The sequence below is a fragment of the Kitasatospora sp. NPDC001175 genome (assembly GCF_053598215.1).
The window spans coordinates 275,855-290,308 of sequence record NZ_JBSFJU010000002.1; the positions used below are offsets into that span (position 1 = coordinate 275,855).

At 72.8% G+C, this 14,454-nt stretch carries 16 protein-coding genes; 9 read left to right on the forward strand and 7 right to left on the reverse strand.

All coding sequences use genetic code 11. The features are described from left to right. The first annotated feature begins 372 nt into the window (after nucleotides 1–372). From ACWDAK_RS03170 to ACWDAK_RS03180, 3 genes are all read left to right on the forward strand, one after another. Nucleotides 373–1,326, forward strand: coding sequence for an SPFH domain-containing protein (locus tag ACWDAK_RS03170; protein WP_344636424.1), 954 nt, complete (start codon nucleotides 373–375; stop codon nucleotides 1,324–1,326). Between the two features lie 22 nt (nucleotides 1,327–1,348). Continuing rightward, a complete protein-coding gene (locus ACWDAK_RS03175) occupies nucleotides 1,349–1,582 on the forward strand; it encodes a hypothetical protein (protein ID WP_344636423.1) in 234 nt (77 codons plus the stop codon). Nucleotides 1,583–1,750: 168 nt separating this feature from the next. Then, nucleotides 1,751–2,380, forward strand: a complete 630-nt coding sequence (locus ACWDAK_RS03180) for a GOLPH3/VPS74 family protein (RefSeq protein WP_344636422.1) — start codon at nucleotides 1,751–1,753, stop codon at nucleotides 2,378–2,380. A 98-nt stretch (nucleotides 2,381–2,478) separates the two neighbouring features. On the opposite strand, the gene ACWDAK_RS03185 is transcribed toward ACWDAK_RS03180, so the two are convergent. Further along, complete coding sequence (locus ACWDAK_RS03185) at nucleotides 2,479–3,000, reverse strand: cupin domain-containing protein (RefSeq protein ID WP_427394413.1); 522 nt, start codon at nucleotides 2,998–3,000, stop codon at nucleotides 2,479–2,481. 105 nt (nucleotides 3,001–3,105) lie between these two features. Further along, nucleotides 3,106–3,510 carry a DUF488 domain-containing protein gene (locus tag ACWDAK_RS03190; protein ID WP_427394412.1) on the reverse strand — a complete coding sequence of 135 codons (405 nt, stop codon included), beginning with the start codon at nucleotides 3,508–3,510 and terminating at the stop codon, nucleotides 3,106–3,108. Between the two features lie 202 nt (nucleotides 3,511–3,712). On the opposite strand from ACWDAK_RS03190, the gene ACWDAK_RS03195 reads away from it, so the two are divergent. Then, nucleotides 3,713–4,225 (forward strand): DinB family protein, encoded by a 513-nt coding sequence (locus ACWDAK_RS03195; RefSeq protein WP_344636419.1) that lies wholly within the window; start codon nucleotides 3,713–3,715, stop codon nucleotides 4,223–4,225. Nucleotides 4,226–4,339: 114 nt separating this feature from the next. On the opposite strand, the gene ACWDAK_RS03200 is transcribed toward ACWDAK_RS03195, so the two are convergent. Continuing rightward, the gene (locus tag ACWDAK_RS03200) at nucleotides 4,340–5,566 is read right to left on the reverse strand and encodes an FAD-dependent oxidoreductase (RefSeq protein WP_427394411.1); all 1,227 of its coding nucleotides are present in this window, start codon (nucleotides 5,564–5,566) and stop codon (nucleotides 4,340–4,342) included. Between the two features lie 113 nt (nucleotides 5,567–5,679). Here ACWDAK_RS03200 and ACWDAK_RS03205 point away from each other — a divergent pair, with 113 nt between their 5' ends. Both ACWDAK_RS03205 and ACWDAK_RS03210 read left to right on the forward strand, forming a co-directional pair. Further along, a complete protein-coding gene (locus ACWDAK_RS03205) occupies nucleotides 5,680–6,294 on the forward strand; it encodes a helix-turn-helix transcriptional regulator (RefSeq protein ID WP_427394410.1) in 615 nt (204 codons plus the stop codon). 240 nt (nucleotides 6,295–6,534) lie between these two features. Next, a complete protein-coding gene (locus ACWDAK_RS03210) occupies nucleotides 6,535–6,930 on the forward strand; it encodes a DUF1508 domain-containing protein (protein ID WP_427394409.1) in 396 nt (131 codons plus the stop codon). 215 nt (nucleotides 6,931–7,145) lie between these two features. Here ACWDAK_RS03210 and ACWDAK_RS03215 read toward each other — a convergent pair whose 3' ends face one another. Further along, the gene (locus ACWDAK_RS03215; protein ID WP_344636415.1) at nucleotides 7,146–8,069 is read right to left on the reverse strand and encodes an aldo/keto reductase; all 924 of its coding nucleotides are present in this window, start codon (nucleotides 8,067–8,069) and stop codon (nucleotides 7,146–7,148) included. A gap of 111 nt (nucleotides 8,070–8,180) precedes the next feature. Between ACWDAK_RS03215 and ACWDAK_RS03220 the strand changes: the two genes are divergently transcribed. Beyond that, a complete protein-coding gene (locus tag ACWDAK_RS03220) occupies nucleotides 8,181–9,125 on the forward strand; it encodes an ArsR/SmtB family transcription factor (RefSeq protein ID WP_344636555.1) in 945 nt (314 codons plus the stop codon). Between the two features lie 19 nt (nucleotides 9,126–9,144). Here the strand turns inward: ACWDAK_RS03220 and ACWDAK_RS03225 are convergent, their stop codons facing one another. Further along, a complete protein-coding gene (locus ACWDAK_RS03225) occupies nucleotides 9,145–9,522 on the reverse strand; it encodes a DUF2087 domain-containing protein (protein WP_344636414.1) in 378 nt (125 codons plus the stop codon). Nucleotides 9,523–9,867: 345 nt separating this feature from the next. Between ACWDAK_RS03225 and ACWDAK_RS03230 the strand changes: the two genes are divergently transcribed. Beyond that, entirely contained in the window at nucleotides 9,868–11,241 is a 1,374-nt protein-coding gene (locus ACWDAK_RS03230) for a hypothetical protein (RefSeq protein ID WP_344636413.1), read from the forward strand. Nucleotides 11,242–11,499: 258 nt separating this feature from the next. Further along, on the forward strand, nucleotides 11,500–12,159 hold the full coding sequence (locus ACWDAK_RS03235; protein ID WP_427394408.1) for a hypothetical protein: 660 nt from the start codon (nucleotides 11,500–11,502) through the stop codon (nucleotides 12,157–12,159). An 88-nt stretch (nucleotides 12,160–12,247) separates the two neighbouring features. Here the strand turns inward: ACWDAK_RS03235 and ACWDAK_RS03240 are convergent, their stop codons facing one another. Further along, nucleotides 12,248–13,372, reverse strand: a complete 1,125-nt coding sequence (locus tag ACWDAK_RS03240) for a hypothetical protein (protein WP_344636411.1) — start codon at nucleotides 13,370–13,372, stop codon at nucleotides 12,248–12,250. Between the two features lie 147 nt (nucleotides 13,373–13,519). After that, nucleotides 13,520–14,416: a phosphotransferase family protein gene (locus ACWDAK_RS03245; protein WP_344636410.1), complete on the reverse strand. Its 897-nt coding sequence runs from the start codon at nucleotides 14,414–14,416 to the stop codon at nucleotides 13,520–13,522. Between the last annotated feature and the right edge of the window lie 38 nt (nucleotides 14,417–14,454).

A 14,454-nucleotide genomic window follows, 5' to 3' on the forward strand; every position in this document is an offset into this window, starting at 1 on the left:
GTCGTTCCGGCGCCGCGGGCCCATGCCGACCATCCGTCAGCAGGCTTTCCAGGGTACCTCCGCATCGGTCCGTCCCCGACCCGCTGTGGCGGGAAGGCCCAGGCCGGAGGCGGTGCGGGGGCAGGGTCGAGGTGCCTGCGGTGATCGTGAAATCCACCACATTTCCATCCGTCGTCCGCCGGTGGCGGGCGGTTGGCGGAACTCCGCCAGGGGCCCACCGTGGCGTTGGTGGAACCGGGTCCTCCGTGTGCGTCGGGAGGGGATGGGGGCCCTCGATGCGGGAGGTCGGGCAGGGAAGGGGTTTGCGGGGTGCCAAAAAGTGATATCACTTTGCTAGGTTCGTGCCATACCGCAGGAGAGGAACCCGGTCCCATGACCACGCCGCACAACAACATCGACTCGGCGGACGACTTCGCCCTCGACGTCCCCACCCCGAAGGTCACCGAGCGCACCATCTCCGGTCTGCCGGGGCTGCCGATGCTCGGGCTCGTCCTGCTCTGCGTGCTCGGCGGCATCGGCCTGGCCATCGCCGGCGGCAACCTGCAGCAGGACGGTACGACCGGGGCCGGTATCGCGCTACTGGTGCTCGGGCCGGTGCTCGTCCTGTCCGGGCTCCTGCTGTCCCGGGGCCTGCACGTCGTCTCGCCCGGGCAGGCCCGGGTAGTCCAGCTGTTCGGCCGCTACCGGGGCACCATCCGCGCCGACGGACCGACCTGGATCAACCCGTTCACCAGCTGCCGCCGGATCTCCACCCGGATCCGCAACCACGAGACCGAGACCGCCAAGGTCAACGACGCCGACGGCAACCCGATCGAGATGGCCGCGGTCGTGGTCTGGCAGGTCGAGGACACCGCGAAGGCCATCTTCGAGGTGGACGACTACACCGAGTTCGTCGCCATCCAGACCGAGACCGCGGTGCGCCACATCGCCAACAGCTACCCCTACGACTCGCACAGCGAGGGGGAGATGTCGCTGCGCGACAACGCCGACGAGATCACCCGGAAGCTGTCCGCGGAGATCGCCGCCCGGGTCGCCTCGGCCGGTGTGCGGGTGATCGAGTCCCGGATCACCCGCCTCGCCTACGCTCCCGAGGTCGCGCAGGTGATGCTCCAGCGCCAGCAGGCCGGCGCGGTGGTCGCGGCCCGTCGCCTGATCGTGGAGGGTGCGGTCGGTATGGTCGAGGCGGCCCTGGACCGGCTCGCCGAGCGCGACGTGGTCGAGCTGGACGAGGAGCGCAAGGCCGCGATGGTGAGCAACCTGCTGGTGGTGCTCTGCGGCGACCGGGGCACCCAGCCGGTCGTCAACACCGGCTCGCTCTACCAGTAGAACCAGTGAGGAGCAGCACGCGGTGGCGACGGAGCGGAAGAAGATCCTGCTACGCCTGGACCCCGCGGTCCACGACGCGCTGGCCAGGTGGGCCTCGGACGAGCTGCGGAGTACCAACGCGCAGATCGAGTTCCTGCTCCGTCGGGCGCTCACCGAAGCTGCCCGGATGCCGGGCGATGCGGCCCGCCTGCCCCGCCGTGGCCGCCCGCCGAAGGCTCGCCTGGAGCCGGAGGGCCAGGAACCGGGCGACTCCTGAAGCCGAAGAGCTGCGGCCGGGACGGCCCGGCCGGGTGCCCGGCCGCGAGGTCCGGTGACCCAGGAGCCCCGACCCGGCCTTCCCCGGCTGCCGCTCTGCTCGCTCCCAGTACCGAGACCGACCCGTCGGCACCCAGCCGAGTCAAGCCGAAGCCACCCGGAGTCCGTCATGGAACTGCCCGAAACCCTCGCCGGAAAGCTCTACCTGCTCGCCTACGACCCGGAGCGCGAGCGCCTCACCTGCCGACGCAACCTGGACTTCCTGATGCGTGCGGCGATGCTCACCGACCTGCTGCGCCGGGGCCTGCTGCGCGAGGACGGGCGCACGGCCGCCGCCGTGGGGATCGTGCCCGCCGGGCTCGACCCGCTGCTCGCCGACCTCTGGCGGCAGATCCACGATGGCCGGACGCGCAGCTGGCAGCTCTGGATAGGCTGGCGCCGCCACCGGACCGCGCGCACCGTACGGGACGGCCTGGCCGCGGCGGGCTGGATCACGGTCGAGGAACACCGCGTCCTCGGCCTGTTCCCCGCCGCCCGGATCACCCTGCGCGAGCCGAGGGTGCGCAAGGCGCTGGAGGCAGCGGTCTCCTCGGCGCTGCGCGGCCCGCTCTCCCGGGTGGACCCGGACGACGCGGCGCTGGTGGCCCTCGCCGACGCGGCCCAGCTGCGCACCGTGCTGACCTGGCGGCAGAGGCGCGAGTTCCGGTCGCGGATCGAGAAGCTGGCCCCGGCGGCCGGTCCGGTGCCGCGTGCGCTGCGGCGGGCGATCCAGAGCCGCGACGCGATGACCGCGTCGTAGGGCGCGTCGACCGGCCCGACCTGACGGAGGGTCGCGCGTGCTGCGGCGGGAGTCCGGAGGCGGGAGTCCGGAGACGTAGAAGGCGTACCGCCGGTGGCTCAGACGGCCTCCAGGCGCTCGCCGCACCGGCTGCAGAAGGCCGGCGCCGCGCCCTCGGCCAGCCGCCCGCAGGCGGGGCAGACCCGGTCCAGCCAGCAGGCCGGATCGCCGCCCCCGGTGGGCCGGTCGGCCGGGGCGGGGTCGGCCGGTGGTGCGGACCGGATGGTCATCCCGGGGCGCCGCCGGTGCACGGTCAGCCAGGCCAGTCCCCGAGAGGAGGCGTGCAGCGCCCGCCGGGAGCCGTGCGGCAGCCAGGCCAGCGCACCGGGGGTCAGCGGCTGGGGCCGCCCCTCGGAGTACAGGGTGCCGCTGCCCTCGACCACCAGCAGCAGGACGTCCAGGTCCGGCTCGGCGTGCTCCTCGACCGCGCCGTCCGCCGGGAGGCGGACCAGGTTGGCGTCGAGCTGCCGTCCCGGCTCGGCGAGCCGCCAGAGCGCTCCACGCCGGTCCGGGGAGGCCGCGGCGACGCACTCGGTGAGGTCGGCCAGCAGGCGGGGGACGTCGGAGCCGGTGGGCGGCATGGGCAACTCCTGCTCTCGGGGACTGTCTCGGTGGGCCGGTCCGGGGGCCGGTCCGCGCCGGTGCCGCCCGGCGCGTGCCGGACGGCCCCTGGACGACTACGACTGCTACGGCTGCTTTCCGCCGCGGCCCGTTCCGCTGCGGCTCCTTCCGCCGTGGCCGCCCAGCCGGTCGGCGAGGACCGCGGCCTGGCTGTGGTCGACGTCGCGGCTGGCGGTGAGCAGGGTCAGCGGCCCGCTGTCGGCGATCTCGGTCAGGCTGCGCAGGGCCTCCTGATGATCCGGATCACGCAGTTCGGCGAGGTAGCGGCGGCGGAACTCGCCATAGCGCTCGGGATCATGACCGTACCAGCGCCTGAGCTCGGTGGACGGTGCCACCTCCTTCATCCAGACGTCGAACGCCCCGGCGTCCTTCCGCAGCCCGCGCGGCCACACCCGGTCCACCAGCACGCGCACACCGTCATCGGCGCCGGCATCTGAGTAGATCCTGCGGTACTCGACGTGTCTGGCCATGACCGGCCTCCGTGCAGCTCCTCGGGTACGCCCCCTACGGCCACTATGCCCCGCACCGGACCACCGCGCCCCGCCCGGGCGTTCTCGGCCCTCACCTCCGGCTTCCCGTCCGGTCCTCCTCCAAGGTGGCGCCATGTCGTCGCCGTTCGGCCCGAGTTGGCCGGACCGGGAGCTGTCGGCGGCCGCTGCTACGGTGTGCGGCATGAGTGCACGGGTACCGCTCACGGGCGGGGAGAAGGAGAGCCTTCGCGCCAGCCTCGACCGGCACCGGGACGTGGTGCTGTGGAAGCTGGCCGGCCTCGACGAGGAGCGGGCCCGGCGGCCCATGACACCGACGGGGACGAGCCTGCTGGGCCTGGTCAAGCATCTGGCGGCGGTCGAGTACGGCTGGTTCTGCACGACCTTCGGCGTCGAGGCGGAGCCGCTGTGGTTCGCCCCCGAGGACGACATGCGGGCGGGCCCGGACGAGAGCACCGCCGACATCGTGGCCTTCTACGGCCGCGCCCGGGCGGCCGCCGACCGGGTCATCGACCGCCTGGACCTCGACACCCTCGGCTCCTCCTGGTCCGGTGAGCGGGTGTCGCTGCGCTGGGTGCTGATCCACATGATCGAGGACACCGTCCGCCATGCGGGCCACATGGACATCGTCCGCGAGCTCATCGACGGTTCCACCGGTGACCACCCCCGGGCCGCCGACCCGGCGTCCCAGGGCTGAGATCACCGCGCTCCGGGGCACGTCAACCCACCGGGCGGCCACGGAAGTTCGCCGTTCCGTGGAACACCATGGTGTCCGGCTGGGACCGCGACTTCGAGTTGACGGCCAACCAGGTCAGGCTGCCCGGGCCGGATCCCGGTGGTCGGCGGGGGAGACCGGGGCGTCCCAGTCGATGCGGTGGTCGAACATCCAGGCCGCCTTCTCGGGCCTGACCAGCCTGGTGACCACGCGCATCAGCACGTTGTTGACCACGCGGCCGACGGGCCCGGCGGCCTTGTTGCTGTTCTTGCGGGTCGTCTCGTCGATGATCCGCTCGACGCGGGGTCGTCGCAACTGCTCGTAGGCGGCGAAGGCTTGGTCGTGCGGCAGGTCGCGCAGGCAGCGGGCGAGCTGGACGGCGCTCTCGACGGAGAGTGAGGCGCCCTGGCCGGAGCTGGAGGAGGGGGCGTGGGCCGAGTCACCGACCAGGACCATGCGGCCCCGGCTCCACGCGGGGACCTTGGGCATGTTCTCCATCGGCCCGGCGATCACCAGGTCGGCCGGGTCGGTCGCCGCGATCAGCCGCCCGGCCGGCGTGCGGTCCTGGGTGAACTTCCGTTGCAGTAGCGCCAACCACTGCTCGGCCGAGGTCCGTTGGGCTTCAGCCGTGGTCATCGGCTCGGGGTGGGGCAGGTTGACGAACCAGACGGCCGAGGAGTCGTCGAAGACCTGGTAGCCGATGAAGGCCTGCTTGCCGAAGCTCATGTTCATCTTGCCCCGGGTGGCGGGCACGCCGGGATGGTGCACCCGTGCGCCGAAGCTGATCAGGCCGGCGTACCGGGGGCCGGGTGCGGCAGGGTCGATCAGGGTGCGGACGGTGGAGCGGATGCCGTCGGCGCCGATCAGGATGTCGGCACCGGCCGTGGTCCCGTCGGCGAACTGCGCGGTCACCGCTTCCGGGGCCTCCCGCACGCCGACCAGCCGCTTGCCGTGCTCGATGCGGACGCCGCGGCGGGTCGCCTCGTCGTACAGGGTCCGGTAGAGGTCGGTGCGCCAGACGAACTGCGTCGGCGGCACCCCGGGCGGGTTGCCGAACTCGCCGAGCCTCTTGCCGGCCCAGTCCTGCAGCACGATCCCGGTCGTCGGGATGCCGATGGGCCGCACCAGGTGGCCGACGCCGACGACGTCCAGGGCGTCCAGGCCGTTGGGCGCGATGCCCAGACCGCCGCCGACGCCGTCGGCCGTGCGGTGGTGGGCCTCGTGGACGGTGGCCTCGATCCCAGCCTGCCGCAGGGCCATCGCGCAGACCGGGCCGGCGATGCCGCCGCCGATGACCAGGGCGGTACGGGTCTTGCTGGCCATGATTCCTCCTGCCTTCGCCCGAGGGCGTTCCGATGGCTCGATAGTTGCACTGAAACTAGTAACTGGTCAACTAGATACCAAAGAACTAGTTTCGGTGTGGATAGGATCGATGCATGAGCAGTCACCGGAGTTCCCCACTCGCCCTGACCGTCCTGTCGCTGCTGCACTACAAGCCGCTGCACCCCTACGGGATGCAGCGGCTGATCAAGGAGTGGGGCAAGGACGTGGTGGTCAACGTCGGCCAGCGAGCCAGCCTCTACCGGACCATCGACCGCCTGCAGGAGGCCGGTCTGGTCGCCGTCCGGGAGACCGGGCGGGAGCAGGCGTACCCGGAGCGCACCGTCTACGAGATCACCGACGCCGGTCGCGAGACCGCCCGCGAGTGGCTGATCGACATGCTGGCGGTACCCAGGCCGGAGTACCCGCAGTTCCCCGCGGCTCTCTCCAACCTGCTGATGCTCGACCCGGACGAGATCCCGGCCGTCCTGGAGCGGCGACTGCGCGCCACCACCGAGAAGCTGGCCGGACTGGAGGTCTCGCTCGCTGACGAGCCCGCGGACGGGCTGGGGCGGGTCAGCCTGTTGGAGATCGAGTACCTGCGCGCCGTGACCGAGGCGGAGGTCCGCTGGCTGCGCGCGGTGATCGAGGACTTCCACTCCGGCCGGCTGTCCTGGACGGCCGCCGACCTGCCGGCCGAGGATGCCCCGGAGCCGTCGGCCGGTAGCTGACCGCCTTGCTTCGCGGCGCCTCGGGAGGTCTGGTCCAGTGGAGATTAACGAGGGAGAACTTCTGTGCCAATGGCTGGCTTTGACGGATGCTCCGGCTTCCCGCCCGCCGGTGTGCACACGTAGCGTTGGACCCGGTGACGATCATTCAGCACGAGTCCCGCGGGGGCAGTGGTGGGTTCCGGACGTTCCGGAGAGCGTGGAACGGCCGGCGCCGGCCGGGAGGGGCTGCGGACCGAACGGGTGCCGAGCGGCCGCTTCCGGTGGCAGCTGAAGGCTCCGAACGGGCGGGTGGTCGCGGTCTCCTCACCCGTGTACGACTCCGCCCCCACAGCCGAGCGCGCCTTCGCCGAACTGGCCGCCGCCGGGCCGGAGCTGGTGGCCAGGATCACTCACGTCCGGGAGGGTCTGGGCTGGATCTGGGCGGTCCCAGGCGCCCGGGACGATCCGGTGGCACGCTCCAGCCGGGCGTACGAGCGGTACGCGACCTGCCAGAACGCCTTCCGCCGGTTCGTCGCGCTGCTGACCAAGCCGGACCTCCCCGGGAACAGGGGCCTTCCCGCCGGGCCCGGTCTTCCCGCAGGGTCCGGTCTTCCCGCAGGGTCCAATCATTCCGCCGGGCCCGGACTGCCGCCATGACCGGCGGGCGCCGACCCCGGCTGCCGGCGCTCCAGGTGCCGGACCGCACGGTCGACTGGGCACTCGGCGCGGCCACCGGGCGGCAGCTCGGAACGGCCGGGGCTCTTCACCGACCCGGCCGCCCCATGCACCTTCGACTACGTCGAGGGCCGCTTCGGCTGAGGCGGCCACCCGTCGCACCGAGGAGCGGGGCTACCGCCCGCCGGGCGCCGGACCTACCGACCGTCAGCGCTCGCTCCGCCCCGGTGGAGCGAGTCCAGCAGCGCCAGTTCGTCCGCACCGAGGCGCAGTGCGCCGGCGGCCACGTTGGCGGCCAGGTGATCCGGGTCGCCGGTACCGGGGATGGCCAGTACGTGCGGGCCGCGGTGCAGTGTCCACGCGATCCGCACCTGCGCCGCGCTCGCTCCGTGCGCACGGGCGACGGAGAGCACCTCCGCGCTGTCGGTGCCGCTCGCGCCGGCCGTACTACCGGCGCCGGCGATCGCGTAGAACGGCACGAACGCGACGCCCTGCTCGCCGCAGCCGCGCAGGAACTCGTCCTGCTCGGGCCCTGCGCCGAGGCCGTACCGGTTCTGCACGCAGACCACCGGTGCGATGGCCCGGGCCTCGGCGAGGTGGTGGGGGTGGACGTTGGACAGGCCCAGGTGGCGGATGAGCCCGGCATCGCGCAACTCGGCCAGTGCGCCGAAGCGCTCGGCGATCGAATCCGTCCCGACGATGCGCAGGTTCACCACGTCGAGGTGGTCGCGGCCGAGCTGGCGCAGGTTCTCCTCGACCTGGCCACGCAGTTGCTCCGGCGTGGCATGGGGCAGCCACGCGCCCGACGGGTCGCGGCCGGGACCGACCTTGGTGGTGATGACGAGGTCGTCCGGGTAGGGCGCCAGCGCCCGGTTGATCAACCCGTTGGCGGAGCGCAGCGGCGAGAAGTAGAAAGCAGCGGTGTCGATGTGGTTCACACCGAGTTCGACCGCTCGGCGCAGTACGCCGATCGCCTGGTCGCCCTCGCGCGGGACGGCGTCCGGGACGAGCGCTCTGCCGTGCTGCGGCAGGCGCATCGCGCCGAAGCCGATCCGGTTGACCGTCAGGTCGCCGAGCTTCCAGGTGCCTGCCGCCGCAGCGGTGATCGTCTGTGAGGTCATGCCGGAATGATCAGCGGACCGTAGACTGGCCGCCAATGATTCGGACATGGCTGAATCCTCGCCGGAGGCGCGGTGGCGGAGCTGGTGTTCTCGGTGCGGGATCTGGCGCAGATGCGCTTCGCCGTATCGCCGATGTGGGAGGTCGGTCCCAGCTTCCGGCTGCTGAGCTCCGGAGTCGTGCATCCCGTGCACCGGGTCTGGACCGGGCAGGTGCGGCCGCGGGTGACGGCCGCCGGGTTGGACCGGGGATGGCTGGCCGAGCTGGTCCCGCCGTCGGGCTACGTCCCGGACTTCCTCAACCCGACACCTCCCGGCCCGGCCCCGACCCTGGCGGCCGAGCTGGACGGCATCCTGGCCGCAGACACCGAGCGGGTGCGCCACGACCTCGACCGTCTCCGCCGCGAGCAGGGCGGTCTCGGTCCCCGCTCGCGCGCCCTGTACGCCAAGCCGCAGACCCGCCTGGCCAAGGTCGCCGAAGAGATCCGGACCTACTGGGAGGTGGCGCTCGCCCCGTACTGGGCGCGGATCCAGGCGGTGCTGGACGCCGACGTCTCCCACCGGGCCCGGCAGATCGCCGAGCGCGGGGCGGCTCACCTCCTCAACGACCTGCACGCCTCGATGCGTTGGGACGACGACACACTGCGGCTGCTCCGCCGGTCCAAGGCCCTCTCCCGGCAGACGGCGGGGCAGGGGCTGCTGCTGATCCCCTCGGTCTTCACCGGACCGGTCCCGTTCACCAGGGTGACACCGCCGGACCCGCCGCAACTCGCCTATCCCGCACGCGGCATCGGCTCGCTGTGGGAGGAGCGGACCGCCACCGGGACCGCCGCCCTCGCCGCGGTGCTCGGCCGCTCGCGGACCCTGCTGCTGACCGAACTGGGGAACCCCGCGTCCACCACCGAACTGGCCCGGCGCAGCGGGCTCTCCCCGGCCGGGGTCTCCCAGAACCTGACCGCGCTGCGCGACGCGGGCCTGGTCAGCGCTCACCGGGCCGGCCGCTCGGTGATCTACGCCCGCACCCTGGTCGCGGAATCCCTGCTCGCCGCAGTCCCTTAGCGCTCGGTCGCCCGGACGACTACCGCAGCGGGGCGGTGGGGCGGTCGTCGCGGAGGCGGTAGACGCTGTTCTCGCGGTCGAGGATGCGCTCCTCCACCAGGTCGCGGCGCAGGCCGGCATGGTCGGCGTCGCCGCCCTCGCACCAGCGCCGCAGGATCTCGTTGACCTCGGGCTCGGCGTACTCGACACCGGGCGTGAACGACTGTGCGGCGACGTGTTCCAGGACGACCAGTCGCTTGCCGCGCTTGACGGGAAGCCGGTTCAGGCGGCCGTCCCGGACGAAGGAGCGGAGTACGGCCCCCGTCTGCGGGGCGGCAGGGCTCGCCGGGGCGGTCGGATGCGCCGGGGACCCGGAGTCCTGCTGGTCGGTGGGGCCCTGCGCGGTGTGGGAGGTCATGTCGGGGGTCCTCGTCTTCGACTGGTCGGGTGCGGAGGTGGTCGACTACCGGAGCGGTCGCCGAGTCGCCGTCATCCTGCCGTTGCCGCTCGCGCCGGCGCACCCGAATAACGGGCCGCCCGCCCGAACGCCGGGTACGTGCCCGGCCGCCGGCGCCCGCCCGCTCCCGACTCCGCCGCGCCGGGTGCACCGCCCCGGCCACGGCGATCCGGACCGTCGGGCATCCGGGTGCCGACACCGTCGATGGGCCGAGTGGCGGCGCAGTCTAATGCATCATCAGTATTCCCTGCACTGCGACAAGTTGATCAGAATCGCGGAGGGGTGACGGGATGCATAATCCATCGCGTGATCGCTTCTCTTGATGACGTCGAGCGCCTGCTGCGCCCCGCCGGGTACCTGGGGTTCGCCGCGCGCCCGCTCTACCTGCTGCCCTTGCTGCGCACGGGCTGCCTCTCCGAGCTGTTGACCGTGGAGGGGGCGGACGTGGGCTGGGCCGAGCGGTTCGGGGCCCGGGTGCACTCGCTGGAGGAGCAGATCGCACGCCGGGAGGACACGCTCAGTGGACGACATCTGGAGGAGCTGATGGACCTCCTGCCGGCCCTGATCGGAAACCGTTGGCGCGGACGGGAGTTCGGGCTGGCCGCCTATGGCACGTACCGCGAGCACTGGCGCCAGGCGATCGAGCGGACCGGCGCGAGCCTGCTGGTGCCGCCCGCGCCCGGTGGCGGGGACCTGCTGACGGACAAGGTGCTGATGCGCGACTGGTTCGAGCACCTGGGCGTTCCGGCGCCGGCCAGTGTGGTGGTCGACAGCATCGACTACCAGCTGCTGAGCGGGAAGTTCGGGCCGGTCTTCGTCGCCCAGAAGCCGAAGGGCAGTTCGGGCGGCAACGGCACCTACCTGGTCACCGGCGAACAGGAGGCCCGTGAACTGCCGCAGCGCAGCCGCTGGTTGGTGAGCGAGTACGCGGGCGACACCACCTTCAGCTTCAGCGGCTTCGTGCCCCGGGAGGGGTTCCCCGAGGTGCTTCGGCCCGCGCTCCAGCTCACCGGCGTGGAGGGGCTGGGCTCGGGCTTCGGCGGGTACGTCGGCACCGACTTCCAGGCACCCGCCCTGCTGCCGGCCGATGCGCTGGCGACCGGGCGCGACGCGATGGAGCGGATCGGCCGCGGCCTGGCCGAGCTCGGCTACCGGGGCATCTACGGCGGCGACTTCGCGCTGCGCGCGGACGGCTCGGTGGCCACCCTGGAGATCAACTGCCGGGTGCTGGGCTCCACCTGGCTGCTCGGTGAGCTGGAGTTCGGTGCCGGTCTGCTGCCCACCATGGTCCGACACTTCGCCGAGCGGCACGGCCATGACACCATCGGGAAGCCGGACCTCGATCCGGTCGACGCAGTGCAGTTGACGATCCGTCACATCGACTCGGCGGCGGTGCTGCTGGAGGCGCCGACCGGCGGCGTGTACGCCCTGGAGGGCGACCGGCTGGTCTTCCGGCGGCCGGGGGCCGGGCTGCTGGAGTGCGGGCCGGCACGCACCCAGGAGTGCGTGCTGGTCAACCTGCCCCGTGCCGGGACCCTGCTGAACCCCGGCGGCATCCTCGGTCGGCTGGTCACCCGCCGCCCGCTGACCGTTGCCGACGGCCGCTCGCTCAACCCGCATGGTCAGGTCCTCGTCAACGCGATGCGCCGTCTGTACTCTTTCGTGAACCCGGCGAGTTGACACGGACGCCCGGCGGGACGGGTGGATCAGCGGGTCGCCGACGCGGCCGGCCGGTGGCTTCCCTGGTCAGGGCGCGGCCCCGGATCACCCTGCCACGTGCGGGCGCCCGACGGAATCGATGGAACCGACGGCATTGCTGATTCCGGCCTCCAGGTTTGGGGGTGGCGCTCCGGTGGGAGGTGTTTCATGATCGCTTCGGCCGGGAGAGCGACGATCATGGAAAGGGGTGGGCCGACGATGGCTTCCATGGGGACGGTCATGAGTACACCGGGTGGGGACCTGTTCGGGGCGCCACTGCCGGAGTCCGATCTCGCCCGAGGCGCCGACCGGTTCGAGGGGGATGCGCACGAGAGGCTGCGGCAGTCGCTACGGGCCGTCGAGCGGGCCTTCGGAGAGCTGGACGCCTGCGACGCCGTGCTCGACCGGGCCACCGCCCGGGGCCGGGAACTCGCTGGGGAGCTGGGAAGGCTGGTCGCCGCGGAGAGCGAACAGGACGTCCCACCCCTGTTGGACGCGCTGAAGGAGCTCGCCGACGAGGTCCAGCGCTCGGAGGAGAGCCGCCGGGTGGTCGGCCGGATCCTCGGCCAGGACGAGCCCGCGGCGCGGCCGGGCGCGCCCGTCCCACACCTCCCGGAGGAGCAGCTGCCGCCCGTCCCGTCGGTGTACGACGAGCAGCCGGCCCGCTCGGACGGGCCGAAGGGCGTGTCGGGGCTGCTGGCCGAGTTCGAGCCGCGCCTCAGGGTCGCCCATGCCGAGCGGATCCGGCAGGCGGCCGACCACCTGGTGGGGACGGTACGGCGGCTGGTCGGGCCGGAGTTCATCGACACCGGGTTCGTCCACGACTCGCTGGTGGAGGCCGATCTGACCTTCGAACTGTGGCGGCGCTGCCTCGCGGACCGCCGCCTCGACCTGAACTGAACGGCCGCAGCACGCCGACCAGCCACGGCAACCCCGGTCGAGCGCGGGCTGCGCTTGCGGGCACCGGTAGCGGCAGGCGACGGTGGGCTCAGATCAGCCGGTCGCGGTGGCGGGCCGCCCTGGCCCGGACCAGGTGGGCGAACTCCGCCCGGCTCAGGGCCTCCTCTCCCGTCGGCCCCTCCTCGTCGTCCGGGGCATTCTCGACGTGCTCGGCGTACAGCAGCCAGCAGCCGTGGACGGCGGAGACCAGGTCCTCCAGGAGGTCGCGGGCCGGGCGGCGGGGGTCGAGCGGGGTGAGGCGGACCCGGGAGAGCTCGGCGCGGAGTTTGGGGTCGTCGGCACCGTACTTGGCGATCAGCTCCTCGACCGGTGCGATCTGCGCGCGGAAGGCGACCAGGTCGGGCAGGACGCCGTCGGCGACCTGGAGGGCTTCGCCGACCAGGGCGGTGACCGCGTCGTACGGGGTCACCCCGGTCTCCAGCAACTGCAGGACGTGGGTGGGACTTTCGTGTGGGAGGGCCTCGATGTCGTCGGCGAAGCGGATCACGGCGGCGGTCGGGTGCCCGGACCGCTCGGCGGCGACCTCGGCGGCGGCGTGCAGCCAGTGCGCCGCCGCGACGGCCGCGGAGGTCGGGTCCACCGCGGTGAACAGCGCCTCCTGGCCGAACGGGTCCTGGCTGAAGAGCTGGTCGGCGGCGGCCACCTGGACCGGTGACGCGTCTTCCAGGCTGAGCAGTACGGCCTGCCCGGCCCGCCCGGTGAGACCGCCGAGCTCGGCGCTCTCCACGGCGGCGAGCTCGACCCCGACCTCGGTGCGTACGGCCGCGGTCAACTCCCGGTCGGCCAGGACGTGCAGGGCCCGGCCGACCTCGTGTGCGGACTCCAGCAGCGGGCTGTACTCCAGGATGATCCCCTCCTCGTCCGGGAGGTTCGGGCGGGTGATCGCGCGCAGCGCCTCGCCGAAGGCCCCGCGCTCCTGTTCGCGCCGCCAGTCCTCGCCGGTGGGCTCGAGCGGGTCGAGGGCCGCGGCCGGGTGGGTGTAGGTCTGCCAGGCGGCGGTGGAGAGCCGGGCGAGCGCCGCCGTCAGCCGGCTCAGCCGCGCGGGCTCGGACGCGTCGGGCACGGTGGCGACGCGGGTGGCGAGTTCGCCCTCGCCGGTCTCCCAGGTGGCGATGAGTTCATGGCGCGCCGGGTCGATGGCGTAGCGGGTCATGCGGACTCCTCTCCCAGTCGCCTCCGTGATACCACCTGTCGTCGGCGCTTCGGGGGCCGATCGCGACTTCACCGGCCGGAGGCCGAAAAGGATCCCCAACCCCGGTCTGAAGTACGGCTGTTGTGCGACTCTCGTACAGCCCTTCGATCAGCCTAGCGGGGTCCAGCGCCAGGGGCGGGGGCCGTGCCGGCCCTGGAGGCAGGCGAGCCGGTGGTGCGCCTGCTCCCGGTGGCGGTGCGGGGCGTCGGCGGCGCACTGGAGGGCGTAGCAGACGGCGCGGAGTTCGCGGATGGAACGGAGCAGCGGGTATCCGGGCCACGTCGTGACGTCACTGCCGTAGGTCGCACAGAAGGCGGTGTACTCGCGGTCGGAGTGGAGGCCGAAGGTGCGGTGGTCCACCGCGGTCGAGACCAGGTCCCACTCGGGCGGGCCCAGGGCGGTGCGTTCGAAGTCGAGCAGGTAGGCGGCGTCGGAGGTGACGGCGACGTTGCCGCCCCAGGCGTCCCCGTGGATCACCGTCGCCGGCCGGCCCGCCGGCAGCTCGGCGGCCCAGGCGGCGGTCAGGTCGGCGAGTCGCCGCCGTAGCCAACTCCGTTGGGATTCGGCCAGGGTGGTGGCGCCCTCGATGCGCTCGGCGAGGCGGACGAAGGGGTCGAGTCGACCGAGTCGGAGGCCCGCGGGAGGCGCGGGCAGGCCGTGCAGGCGGCGGAGCAGCGGTGCCAACTCGGCCGCGCGAGCACTCCGGTGGGGTGGCAGTTCGTGCCAGAAGGTGACCGGGCGCAGGTCCACCTCGACCGGGCCGGGGCAGTCGTCGAGCGGCCGTACGGCGGGGAGGCCGCAGCAGCGCAGCCAGTGGGCGACGGCGACCTCCCGTGCCGCGGCGGACCATTGGCCGGGTCTGGAGATCCTGGCGACGACTCCGTGCGCGAGGCGCCAGATCTCGTTCTCGCCGAGCCGGATCGGTACGGCACCGGCGGCGTGGGCGGCGGACAGCCCGGCGGCAGCGCAAGCCCGGGGCAGCAACGCGCGGGATGCGGTGGTCACGCCGTCCAGGGTATCGGCCGTGGCCCGCGCTCATGTGC

Bases quoted from the DNA above. Each gene is read 5' to 3' on its own strand.
- ACWDAK_RS03225 (WP_344636414.1), bottom strand. From the start codon at position 9,522: ATGACCTCCCACACCGCGCAGGGCCCCACCGACCAGCAGGACTCCGGG.
- ACWDAK_RS03185 (WP_427394413.1), bottom strand. From the start codon at position 3,000: ATGCCGCCCACCGGCTCCGACGTCCCCCGCCTGCTGGCCGACCTCACC.
- ACWDAK_RS03220 (WP_344636555.1), top strand. From the start codon at position 8,181: ATGCGCTTCGCCGTATCGCCGATGTGGGAGGTCGGTCCCAGCTTCCGG.
- ACWDAK_RS03190 (WP_427394412.1), bottom strand. From the start codon at position 3,510: ATGGCCAGACACGTCGAGTACCGCAGGATCTACTCAGATGCCGGCGCC.
- ACWDAK_RS03195 (WP_344636419.1), top strand. From the start codon at position 3,713: ATGAGTGCACGGGTACCGCTCACGGGCGGGGAGAAGGAGAGCCTTCGC.
- ACWDAK_RS03170 (WP_344636424.1), top strand. From the start codon at position 373: ATGACCACGCCGCACAACAACATCGACTCGGCGGACGACTTCGCCCTC.
- ACWDAK_RS03200 (WP_427394411.1), bottom strand. From the start codon at position 5,566: ATGGCCAGCAAGACCCGTACCGCCCTGGTCATCGGCGGCGGCATCGCC.
- ACWDAK_RS03215 (WP_344636415.1), bottom strand. From the start codon at position 8,069: ATGACCTCACAGACGATCACCGCTGCGGCGGCAGGCACCTGGAAGCTC.
- ACWDAK_RS03205 (WP_427394410.1), top strand. From the start codon at position 5,680: ATGAGCAGTCACCGGAGTTCCCCACTCGCCCTGACCGTCCTGTCGCTG.
- ACWDAK_RS03235 (WP_427394408.1), top strand. From the start codon at position 11,500: ATGAGTACACCGGGTGGGGACCTGTTCGGGGCGCCACTGCCGGAGTCC.
- ACWDAK_RS03240 (WP_344636411.1), bottom strand. From the start codon at position 13,372: ATGACCCGCTACGCCATCGACCCGGCGCGCCATGAACTCATCGCCACC.
- ACWDAK_RS03180 (WP_344636422.1), top strand. From the start codon at position 1,751: ATGGAACTGCCCGAAACCCTCGCCGGAAAGCTCTACCTGCTCGCCTAC.